9 protein-coding genes are annotated in these 10,458 nt (G+C 67.4%); 8 read left to right on the forward strand and 1 reads right to left on the reverse strand.

Translation table 11 applies throughout. The annotated features are described in order from the left end of the window. Nucleotides 1-23: 23 nt before the first annotated feature. Entirely contained in the window at nucleotides 24-1,382 is a 1,359-nt protein-coding gene (locus tag GEM_RS29105) for an MFS transporter (RefSeq protein WP_014901032.1), read from the forward strand. A 105-nt stretch (nucleotides 1,383-1,487) separates the two neighbouring features. Here GEM_RS29105 and GEM_RS29110 read toward each other — a convergent pair whose 3' ends face one another. Continuing rightward, on the reverse strand, nucleotides 1,488-2,597 hold the full coding sequence (locus GEM_RS29110; RefSeq protein WP_014901033.1) for a 2-aminoethylphosphonate--pyruvate transaminase: 1,110 nt from the start codon (nucleotides 2,595-2,597) through the stop codon (nucleotides 1,488-1,490). 255 nt (nucleotides 2,598-2,852) lie between these two features. Here GEM_RS29110 and phnS point away from each other — a divergent pair, with 255 nt between their 5' ends. From phnS to GEM_RS29145, 7 genes are read left to right on the forward strand one after another with little or no spacing between them, the layout of a single operon-like run. Continuing rightward, nucleotides 2,853-3,944 (forward strand): 2-aminoethylphosphonate ABC transporter substrate-binding protein, encoded by a 1,092-nt coding sequence (gene phnS, locus GEM_RS29115; protein ID WP_014901034.1) that lies wholly within the window; start codon nucleotides 2,853-2,855, stop codon nucleotides 3,942-3,944. A 34-nt stretch (nucleotides 3,945-3,978) separates the two neighbouring features. Next, nucleotides 3,979-5,082 carry a 2-aminoethylphosphonate ABC transport system ATP-binding subunit PhnT gene (gene phnT / locus GEM_RS29120; RefSeq protein ID WP_014901035.1) on the forward strand — a complete coding sequence of 368 codons (1,104 nt, stop codon included), beginning with the start codon at nucleotides 3,979-3,981 and terminating at the stop codon, nucleotides 5,080-5,082. After that, nucleotides 5,060-5,980, forward strand: coding sequence for a 2-aminoethylphosphonate ABC transporter permease subunit (locus GEM_RS29125; protein WP_014901036.1), 921 nt, complete (start codon nucleotides 5,060-5,062; stop codon nucleotides 5,978-5,980). Before phnT ends, GEM_RS29125 begins: the two co-directional genes overlap by 23 nt. Further along, entirely contained in the window at nucleotides 5,970-6,830 is an 861-nt protein-coding gene (gene phnV, locus GEM_RS29130) for a 2-aminoethylphosphonate ABC transport system, membrane component PhnV (protein ID WP_014901037.1), read from the forward strand. The genes GEM_RS29125 and phnV overlap by 11 nt, the downstream gene beginning before the upstream one ends. Beyond that, complete coding sequence (gene phnA, locus GEM_RS29135) at nucleotides 6,827-8,137, forward strand: phosphonoacetate hydrolase (RefSeq protein WP_014901038.1); 1,311 nt, start codon at nucleotides 6,827-6,829, stop codon at nucleotides 8,135-8,137. Before phnV ends, phnA begins: the two co-directional genes overlap by 4 nt. Then, nucleotides 8,134-9,588 (forward strand): phosphonoacetaldehyde dehydrogenase, encoded by a 1,455-nt coding sequence (phnY, locus tag GEM_RS29140; protein ID WP_014901039.1) that lies wholly within the window; start codon nucleotides 8,134-8,136, stop codon nucleotides 9,586-9,588. The genes phnA and phnY overlap by 4 nt, the downstream gene beginning before the upstream one ends. 4 nt (nucleotides 9,589-9,592) lie before the next feature. Continuing rightward, the gene (locus GEM_RS29145) at nucleotides 9,593-10,144 is read left to right on the forward strand and encodes a phosphonate degradation HD-domain oxygenase (protein WP_014901040.1); all 552 of its coding nucleotides are present in this window, start codon (nucleotides 9,593-9,595) and stop codon (nucleotides 10,142-10,144) included. The last annotated feature ends 314 nt before the right edge of the window (nucleotides 10,145-10,458 follow it).

Genomic DNA, 10,458 nt, shown 5'->3' on the forward strand with positions numbered 1-10,458 from the left:
GAAAGAGAGACCAGGAGACGACCATGCAGCACACTACCCACACGAACGCCGCGCCCGCGCAGGCGGCCGGCGCGGTCCGTCGCACGTCGGCGCGCTACAAGATTCTCGCGCTGCTTGCAATCGGCACGATGATCAACTATCTCGACCGTACCGTGCTGGGGGTGGCTGCGCCGCAGCTCACCAAGGAGCTCGGCATCAACGCGGCGGTGATGGGCATCATGTTCTCCGCGTTTTCGTGGACGTACGTCGCCTCGCAGGTGCCCGGCGGCCTCTTTCTCGACCGCTTCGGCAGCAAGGTCACCTACTACTGGTCGATGACGCTGTGGTCGCTGTGCACGTTCCTGCAGGGCTTCGTGCCCGGCGTCGGGACGCTGCTCGCGTGCCGGCTCGGCCTCGGCGTCGCGGAGGCACCGTGCTTCCCGACCAACAGCCGCGTCGTCGCGACGTGGTTCCCGCAGAACGAACGGGCGATGGCGACCGGCACCTATACCGTCGGCGAGTACATCGGGCTCGCATTCTTCAGCCCCGTGCTGTTCGCGCTGATGGGTGCGTTCGGCTGGCGCTCGCTGTTCTGGGTCGTCGGCACGGTCGGCATCGTGTTCGGCCTCGTCTGGTGGAAGCTCTATCACGAGCCGCGCAACCATCCGGGTGCGAACTCGGAGGAACTCGCGTACATCGAAGCGGGTGGTGGTCTCGTGCACGGGGCGCGCAAGGGCGGCAACGGTGAAGTGGCCGACAAGGCCGGCAAGGGCGAACAGAAGAAGTTCAGCTGGTCGATGGCCGGCCGGCTGCTGAAGAAGCGCCAGCTCGCGGGCATCTGCCTCGGCCAGTTCGCCGGCAACTCGACGCTCGTGTTCTTCCTGACCTGGTTCCCGACCTATCTCGCGACCGAGCGCCACATGGGCTGGCTGAAGATCGGCTTCTTCGCGGTGATGCCGTTCATCGCCGCGTCGGTTGGCGTGATGTTCGGCGGGATCTTCTCCGACTGGCTGCTGCGTCGCGGCAAGTCCGCGAACCTCGCGCGCAAGCTGCCGATCATCGCGGGCCTGCTGCTCGCGTCGACGATCATTCTCGCGAACTATGTGAAGAGCAACGAAGCCGTGATCGCGATCATGTCGGTTGCGTTCTTCGCGCAGGGGATGGCCGCACTCGGCTGGACGCTCGTGTCGGACATCGCGCCGGACGGCCTGCTCGGCGTGACGGGCGGCATCTTCAACTTCGCGGCGAACCTTGCGGGGATCGTGACGCCGCTGGTCGTCGGCTTCGTCGTCGCATCGACCGGTTCGTTCGTCGGCGCGCTCGTGTTCATCGGCGTGATCGCGCTGATCGGCGCGCTGTCGTACATCTTCGTCGTCGGCGACATCAAGCGGATCGAACTGTAAGTACCGGCTCCACGCACATCCAGTGCGTTCGCCCGGCGGCCGGTTGGCCGCCGGGCTTTTTTGTTCGCGCGCCGGCCGTGTGCCCGCTGGCGCGCCGCCTTCGCCTTATGCGCGTTGCACCGCGATGCCGAGCGATTCGACTGCCTGCGCGATCGCCGCGACCGCGCGCTGGATGTCGCCCGCATCGATCGCGCCGATGCAGCCGACGCGGAACGTCTCGAGCTGCGTCAGCTTGCCCGGATACAGGATGAAGCCCGCGTCGCGCACCGCGTCGTAGAAGCGGCGGAAGTCGTAGGCCGGATGGTCGGGCGCGTGGAACGTGACGATCACGGGCGCCTGCACGCTGGCGTCGAGGAACGGCGTGAAGCCGAGCGCACGCATCGATTCGACCAGCGTCCGGCAGTTCTCCGCATAGCGCGCACCGCGCGCGGGCTGGCCGCCTTCGCCCAGGTACTGGTCGAGCGCGGCGCGCAGCGCGGCGATCACGTGCGTCGGCGGCGTGAAGCGCCACTGGCCCGTCTTGCGCAGGTACGCGTACTGATCGTGGAGGTCGAGCGCGAGCGACGGCGAGTTGCCTTCGCACGCGTCGAGCGTGTCGCGCCGCACGATCGCGAACCCCATCCCCGGCACGCCTTCCAGGCATTTGCCGCTCGCCGAGATCAGCGCGTCGATCCCGCTGTCCGCCAGCGTGATCGGCAGCGCGCCGAACGAACTCATCGCGTCGACGATCAGCCGCTTGCCGTGCCGACGGCACACGGCGGCGATCGCGTCGAGCGGATTCAGGATGCCGGCGCTCGTTTCCAGGTGCACCAGCGCGACATGCGTGATGCGCGGCTCGCGCGCGAACGCGGCTTCGACCGCCGCCGGGTCGACCGCTGCGTCCTCGCCGAACGGCAACGCGATTGCGTCGATGCCGAGCCGGCCGAGGATCTTCAGGATGCGCGCGCAATACGCGCCGTTGTCCGGCACGAGCACGACGCCGTCACGCGGCACCAGCGTGCCGAGCGCGGCCTCGACCGAAAACGTGCCGCTTCCTTGCATCGGCACGCACACGTATTCGTCGCCGCCGCCTGCGATCGCGACGAGATCCGCGCAGACACTGGCCGTCAACTGATTGAAAGCAGCGTCCCACGAGCCCCAGTCATGTTGCATTGCGTGGCGTGTTGTGGCGGACGTGGTGAGCGGGCCGGGCGTAAGCAGAATCGGATCGGACATGGTTTTTCTCCGGCAAAGGTCGGACGAAACGCCGGGGCGGCATTTCTGAATGACTTGCATGATATTGGCAAAATGTGTCATTTTTTGGAAATTGTGGCACTCGTCACGGCGTTGTCATCGAACGCTGTGATCCTTCGCTTGCCGCGCGAAACCACCTGCAGCGCGGCAGCGAGGCAGGCCGGTTGTCGGCTTGCCCGACTAAAAGGAGCCGGATCGTGCCCCGGCCGTTTGGTGTTCCGTCTACGGAGAAGTGAGATGACACTGCAGAATTCCTCGCGCGCCGCTGTCGGCGCGTTCCGCAAGCTCGCGCTGGCCGCCTGCGCCGCCGGTCTGCTGCAAGGCGTGGCGATGCCCGCGCATGCGGCGAACGCGGTCGTGCTGTATACGGCGGACGGTCTCGAGAACCTCTATCGCGATGTGCTGCCGGCGTTCGAGAAGAAGGAAGGCGTCAAGGTCAACATCGTGACGGCAGGCAGCGGCGAGGTCGTCAACCGCGCGAACATCGAAAAGAATTCCCCGAAGGCGGACGTGATCGTCACGCTGCCGCCGTTCATCCAGCAAGCCGGCCAGATGGGGCTGCTGCAGCCGTACCAGAGCGTGAACTACAAGAACGTGCCGGCGATCGCGAAGGCGGAAGACGGCACGTGGGCGACGTTCGTGAATAACTACTTCTCGTTCGCGATCAACCCGGACGTTGTGAAGAACCAGCCGAAGACGTTCGCCGACCTGCTGTCGCCGAGCTATGCCGGCAAGGTCGCGTACTCGAACCCGGCGACCGCCGGCGACGGGATGGCCGTGCTGATCCTGACGACCTCGCTGATGGGCGAGGACAAGGCGTTCGACTACCTCGCGAAACTGTCGCAGAGCGTGAAGTTCCACACCAAGGGCACGGGCTACCTGAACGTGCTGCTGTCGCGTAACGAGATCAGTGTCGCGAACGGCGACCTGCAGATGGACCTCGACGACGCCGAACACGGCGCGCTGTCCGTCAAGCCGATCTTCCTGGCGGCGAAGGAAGGCGACCAGCCGACCACGTTCCAGCTGCCGTACGGCATCGGCCTGATCAAGAGCGGCCCGAATCAGGACGTCGGCAAGAAGCTGATCGACTACCTGATGTCGACGGAAGTGCAATCGAAGGTGCCGGACATGTACGGCATCCCGGGCCGCACCGACGTGCCGCTGGCCGGCAAGAACGGCGAAGCGGTCAAGAAGGCGATCGCGGGCGTGAAGCTGATTCCGGTCGACTGGACCCAGGTGATGGCGAAGAAGCCGGTGTGGATCGAGCGCTGGAAGAAGGACGTGATCGGCAGCTCGGGCAAGCAGCTCGACGTCGTCAAGCCGAAGTGATCGGCGCACGCCGCCTGTATTAGTGAGCAAGAGGATGAACCCGGTGGAAACCACCTTGACCCATCCCGGCGCATTCGGCGCCGCCGAACCGCAAGCGACGCTGCGGTCCGGCGCGCCGGGCGGCGTGCAGATCGAGCACCTGAGCGTGCGCTACGGCGCACGCACGGTGCTGGAAGATCTGTCGCTGTCGATCGGCGCCGGTGAATTTTTGACCGTGCTCGGCAAGAGCGGCTGCGGCAAGACCACGCTGCTGCGCTTCATCGCCGGGTTCGTGAAGGCCGACGGCCTGACCGGCACGCTGACCGTGGCCGGACGCGACCTGACCTATGCGCCGCCGCACAAGCGCAATCTCGGTCTGCTGTTCCAGAATTACGCGCTGTTCCCGCACCTGTCGGTGTTCGAGAACGTCGCTTTCGGGCTGCGCGCCCGCGGCATGGCGTCGTCGGAAGTGACGCGCCGCGTTGCCGACGCGCTGAAGCTCGTGCAGCTCGGCGATGCCGGCCACCACCTGCCCGCGCAGCTGTCGGGCGGGATGCAGCAGCGTGTCGCGCTGGCTCGCGCGCTCGTGATCGAGCCGGACGTGCTGCTGCTCGACGAGCCGCTGTCGGCGCTCGACGCCAACCTGCGCGCGTCGGTGCGCAGCGAACTGAAGGCGCTGCACGAGCGCCTGCCGAACCTGACCGTCGTCTGCGTGACGCACGACCGCGACGACGCGCTCGTGCTGTCCGACCGCGCGCTGCTGATGCGCGACGGCCACATCGCGCAGCTCGGCACGCCGCAGCAGCTGTACGACGCGCCGAAGGACGGCTACGTCGCACGCTATCTCGGCCCGGCCAACCTGCTGCCGCCGCACGTGATCTTCCCGCTCGGCGATCCGCGCCATGACGTGCGCGGCAAGGTGGCATGCGTGCGCCCCGAGCGCCTGACCGTGATGCCGCCCGCTGCGGGCGGGCTGCACGGCACGGTGTCGTCCGTCGAGTGGCAGGGCGCGGACCTGTCGATTGCGGTCGTGATCGATGCGGCACCCGACGAACCCGTGCGCGTCACGATGCAACGCGGCCGCGGCGCGGCTCCCGAGCGCGGTGCGCGCGTTTCCCTGCATTGCGAGGCAGACGATGTCGTCCTTATCGAGCCCTGAAACCGGCCTGCCGCCGCACGTGCTCGCGTCGGCCGCCGCGCATGCCGCCGCTGCGCGGCGCCGCAAGCGCATGGGCGACCTGCACCTCGCCGCGCTCGCGATCGTCGTGCTGGGTCCGCTCGTCGTCTATCCGCTGGTGCGGCTCGTGCTGCTGAGCGTGTCCGGCGATCACGGGCTGAGTTTCGCCGCGTACCGGACGTTCTTCGGCAACCCCGATACGCGCAACGTGCTGCTGACGACCGTCGGCGTGCTGTTCACGAGCGCCGGCACCGCATCGGTGCTCGGCGTGCTGCTGGCCGCGCTGCTGTTCTTCAAGCCGTTCCCGGGCGCGTCGCTCGTCACGCGCTTCCTGGAACTGTACGTTGCGTTCCCGTCGTTCCTCGTCGCGTTCACGCTGATCTTCCTGTACGGCTCGCAAGGCTCGATCAGCATCGCGTTGCAACACCTGTTCCATCTCGAGAATCCGCCGCTCGACTTCCTGTTCGGCATCGCCGGCGTGATTCTCGCGCAGACCGTGTTCTATACGCCGTTCGTCGTGCGGCCGACGCTCGCGTCGTTCGCGACGCTCGACCTGCGCCTGATCGAAGCGGCGCGCAGTCTCGGCGCGTCCGGCGGGATGCTCGCGCGCCGTGTCGTGCTGCCGATCGCGTGGCCGGGCATCGCCGCCGGCACCGTGCTGTGCTTCCTGCTGACGCTGAACGAGTTCGGCATCCTGCTCGTGCTCGGCAGTGCGCGGCTCGTGACGCTGCCGGTCGCGATCTACAGCAGCGCGACCGTCGACCTCGACCTGCCGACCGCGTCGGCCGGCGCGGTCGTGATGCTGGCGCTGTCGCTGGCGCTGTATGCGGTTTATCGCCGGGTGAACCGGCGTGCGACGGGAGGGAACGATGTCCGCTGAATTCCGTATCGGGCAAGCCGTGCCACGCCACCAGATCGGCTGGGGCGACACGCTGCTCAAGCATGCGTCGCGCGCGGCGCTCGCGCTGGCCGCGTTCGCCTGCTTCTGGCTGTTTGTGCTGCCGGTCGTCGTCGTCGCACTGTCGAGCGTGTCGACGCAGTGGTCGGGCACGATCCTGCCGGCCGGCTACAGCCTGCGCTGGTTCGCGCGGCTCGGGTCGCCGGAGTACGACGCGCTGCTGACGAGCCTCGAAATCGGCTTCGGCGTGTCGGCGATCGGCACGATCCTCGGACTGTGGCTCGCCCTCGCGCTCGAAGGGCGGGACCGGCGCGGCCTCGGCGCGGTGGTCGACGCGGTCGTGATGGTGCCGAACGGCGTGCCGAGCGTCGTGCTCGGGCTCGCGGTGCTGATCGCGTATCACCAGAAGCCGCTCGACCTGTCGAGTTCCGCGGCGATCGTCGTGTTCGTGCAGCTCGCGCTGATTCTGCCGTTCTGCTATCGCTGTGCGGCCGCCGCGCTGCGCCCGGAGCTGACCGTGCTGCGGGAAGCGGCGGCGAGCCTCGGCGCGCCGCCCGCGATGGTGCTGCGCCGCGTGCTGCTGCCGCAGCTCGTGCCGGCGCTGCGCGCGAGCCTCGCGCTCGGCTTCGCGCTGTCGCTCGGCGAGCTCGGCGCGACGCTGACCGTCTACCCGCCCGGGTTCGCGACCGTGCCGATCGTCGTGATCGGCCAGGTCGAACGCGGCTATTACCTTCCCGCCTCGGCGCTGTCGCTGCTGATGCTCGGCGCGTCGCTCGCGGCGCTGCTGCTGATCGCCGCGCGCGTGCCGCGCGGCAAGCGGGCGGCATCATGAACGCCGCGTTCGCATTGCGGCAGCCCGGCGCGCAACCGGAGGCGGGCAAGGTATCGGCCGAACTCGCGGGACGTTCCGTCGACGTCAACGGCCGGCGTTACCGGCTGCCGGTCGAACCGACCGTCGTCGTCTGCGTCGACGGCTGCGAGTACGACTATCTCGAGCGCGCGGTGGAAGCGGGCGTCGCACCGTTCATCGGCCGGATGATCGCGGAAGGCACCGCGTGGCGCGCCGATTGCGTCGTGCCGACCTTCACCAACCCGAACAACCTGTCGATCGTCTGCGGCGTGCCGCCGTCGGTCCACGGGATTTGCGGCAACTACTTCTGGGATCCGGCCGCCGACGGCGGTCGCGGCGCGGAAGTGATGATGAACGATCCGGCCTACCTGCGCGCCGGGACGCTGCTCGCGGCGGCGTCCGACGCCGGCGCGCGGGTGGCGGTCGTCACGGCGAAGGACAAGCTGCGCCGGCTGCTCGGCTGGCAGATGAACGGCATCTGTTTCTCCGCCGAGAAGGCCGCGCAGGCCAACCTCGCGGAGAACGGGATCGTCGACGTGCTCGACTGGGTCGGCCTGCCGTCGCCGGACGTCTACAGCGCGGCGCTGTCCGAATTCGTGTTCGCGGCCGGCGTGCGGCTCGCGCAGACGCGCCAGGTCGACCTGATGTACCTGTCGACCACCGACTATGTGCAGCACAAGTGCGAGCCGGGCAGCGCCGGCGCGAACGCGTTCTATTCGATGATGGACGGCTATCTCGCGCAGCTCGACGCGCTTGGCTGGGCGATCGGGCTCACGGCCGACCACGGGATGAACGCGAAGCACGATCCGGCAACGGGCCGCCCGAACGTGATCTATCTGCAGGACGCGTTCGACGGCTGGTTCGGTGCGCAGGCCGCACGCGTGATCCTGCCGATCACCGACCCGTATGTCGTGCACCACGGCGCGCTTGGCTCGTTCGCGACCGTCTATCTGGCGCCCGGCGTCGACCGGACCGACGCGATGTGGCGCGTCGGCGGGCTCGATGGCGTCGAACTCGTGCTCGACAACGCGGAAGCCGCCGCGCGCTTCGAGCTGCCGGCCGACCGGATCGGCGATCTCGTCGTGATCGCGCGGCGCGACATGACGCTCGGCACGCGCGAGCGCGAACACGATCTGTCCGGCCTGACCGTGCCGCTGCGTTCGCACGGCGGCGTGTCCGAGCAGGAAGTGCCGCTGCTGTTCAACCGTCGGATCGAGCGGGACGATCCTGCGCGTCGTCCGCGCAACTTCGACGTTTTCGATTTCGTGCTGAACCGGATCGGATCATGATGGCTCATCCCCGACAGGATCACCCTGCGTTTCGCGCCGAGGCGCTCCGCTGGTGCGGCACGCGTGCAGCGCGCGACCGCGTTTTCGACGTCATTGATCCGTACACCGGCACGCGTGTCGGCACGGCGCCGCTGGCGAGCGTCGACGACGTGCGCGCCGCGTTCGATTACGCGATGGCGTACCGGCCGGCGCTGACGCGTTACGAGCGTTCGCAGATCCTCGAGCGCGCGGCCGCGCTGCTGCGCGAGCGTACCGAGGAAGCGTCCGACCTGATCACGCTCGAGTCGGGGTTGTCGAAACAGGATTCCCGCTACGAGATCGGCCGTGTCGCCGACGTGCTGAAGTTCGCAGCCGTCGAGGCGCTGCGCGACGACGCGCAGAGCTTCTCGTGCGACCTGACGCCCCACGGCAAGGCGCGACGCGTGTTCTCGCAGCGACAGCCGCTCGACGGCGTGATCGTCGCGATCACGCCGTTCAATCACCCGATGAATCAGGTCGCGCACAAGATCGCACCGGCGATCGCGACCAACAACCGCGTGATCGTGAAGCCGTCGGAGAAGGTGCCGCTGTCGGCGTTCTACCTGGCGGACCTGCTCTACGAGGCCGGCTTGCCCGAGCCGATGCTGCAGGTGCTGACCGGCGACCCGCGTGAAATCGCGGACGAACTCGTCACGCATCCGCATGCGTCGCTGATTACCTTTACGGGCGGTGTGTCGATCGGCAAGGCGATCGCCGCGCGCGCCGGCTACCGGCGCATCGTGCTGGAACTCGGCGGCAACGATCCGCTGATCGTCCTCGACGATGCCGATCTCGACCGTGCGGCGTCGCTGGCGGTGCTCGGTTCGTACCGGAATTCGGGGCAGCGCTGCACGGCCGTCAAGCGGATCCTGGCGCAGCGCTCGATCGCCCCGGCGTTCACCGAGCTGCTCGTCGAGAAGACGCGCGCATGGAAGTATGGCGATCCGTTCGATCCGGCGAACGAAATGGGCACGGTGATCGACGACGCGGCGGCGCGGCTGTTCGAGGCGCGCGTCGGCGAGGCGGTCGCACAGGGCGCGCGCCTGCTGACCGGCAACGTGCGGCGCGGCGCGCTCTATTCGCCGACCGTGCTCGACAACGTCGATCCGTCGATGACGATCGTGCGCGAGGAGACCTTCGGCCCCGTCTCGCCCGTCATCGCGTTCGACACGATCGACGACGCGATCCGGATCAGCAACGGCACGGCATTCGGTTTGTCGTCGGGTGTCTGCACGGACAGCACGGCCGCGGTCGTGCGGTTCGTGAACGAACTGAACGTCGGGACGGTGAATGTCTGGGAGGTACCCGGATACCGGATCGAGCTGTCGCCGTTCGGCGGGATCAAGGATTCGGGGCTCGGCTATAAGGAAGGCGTTCAGGAAGCGATGAAGAGCTTCACGAACCTGAAGACGTTTTCGCTGCCGTGGGAGTAAGTGGATGGCACTGACGGTAGAAGAGATTCACGGGCTGTATCGCGCGCACGGCCATGTGGCCTATAGCGGCGAACCGGTCACGCAGCTGGAGCATGCGTTGCAGAGCGGTTTGCTGGCGGAGGAGGCGGGCGCCGACGAGGCGCTGGTCGCGGCGGCGTTCCTGCACGATCTCGGACATTTGCTGAATCGGCAGGGCGAGACGCCGAGCGCGCGGGGGATCGACGATCTGCATCAGTATTACGTGCTGCCGTTCCTGCGGCCGTTGTTTACCGAAGCGGTGCTGGAGCCGATCCGGCTGCACGTCGATGCGAAGCGCTGCCTGTGCCGGACGGACGCGGGCTACTTCGAGAGCCTGTCGCCGGACTCGGTGCGCAGCCTTGCGCTGCAGGGCGGCATCTTCAGTGAAGAGGGGGCAGCGGCATTCCTGCAGCGTCCGTTCGCGGAAGACGCGTTGCGCCTGCGCCGCTGGGACGATAAGGCAAAGGAAGAGGGCAAGGCGACGCCGGACCTCGATCACTATATGGAGATCGTCGCACGCCAGGTGCGTGTCGCCTGACGATTCGACTGCCTCTATTCAAGGCCCCGCACGCGGTAGCGTGCGGGGCCTTGAATTTTTTTCGAGAAACCCCTTGCGCGATCGCCAGCTACTGCATAGAATCACGCCTCTTTCGCGCTAACGGAAACGCAGCGCGGGAGGGAAGGGAAGCGGTGCTGTCGGGGTTGGTGGTAGCGACCCAGGCGCACACGAAGTTGAACCCCAACCGTCGCAACGAAGTAGTTAAAAAAGTTGTTGACGAGTTGAAAAAGACGGTTCATAATCTCGCTTCTCTGCTGCTGAAAACGCAGCGCTGCTGAGAAACGCGAAGTTCC

It is taken from the genome of Burkholderia cepacia GG4 (genome assembly GCF_000292915.1).
Taxonomy (GTDB): domain Bacteria; phylum Pseudomonadota; class Gammaproteobacteria; order Burkholderiales; family Burkholderiaceae; genus Burkholderia; species Burkholderia cepacia_D.

Bases quoted from the DNA above. Each gene is read 5' to 3' on its own strand.
- GEM_RS29105 (WP_014901032.1), top strand. From the start codon at position 24: ATGCAGCACACTACCCACACGAACGCCGCGCCCGCGCAGGCGGCCGGC.
- GEM_RS29125 (WP_014901036.1), top strand. From the start codon at position 5,060: ATGTCGTCCTTATCGAGCCCTGAAACCGGCCTGCCGCCGCACGTGCTC.
- phnT (WP_014901035.1), top strand. From the start codon at position 3,979: ATGAACCCGGTGGAAACCACCTTGACCCATCCCGGCGCATTCGGCGCC.
- phnS (WP_014901034.1), top strand. From the start codon at position 2,853: ATGACACTGCAGAATTCCTCGCGCGCCGCTGTCGGCGCGTTCCGCAAG.
- GEM_RS29145 (WP_014901040.1), top strand. From the start codon at position 9,593: ATGGCACTGACGGTAGAAGAGATTCACGGGCTGTATCGCGCGCACGGC.
- phnY (WP_014901039.1), top strand. From the start codon at position 8,134: ATGATGGCTCATCCCCGACAGGATCACCCTGCGTTTCGCGCCGAGGCG.
- phnV (WP_014901037.1), top strand. From the start codon at position 5,970: ATGTCCGCTGAATTCCGTATCGGGCAAGCCGTGCCACGCCACCAGATC.
- GEM_RS29110 (WP_014901033.1), bottom strand. From the start codon at position 2,597: ATGTCCGATCCGATTCTGCTTACGCCCGGCCCGCTCACCACGTCCGCC.
- phnA (WP_014901038.1), top strand. From the start codon at position 6,827: ATGAACGCCGCGTTCGCATTGCGGCAGCCCGGCGCGCAACCGGAGGCG.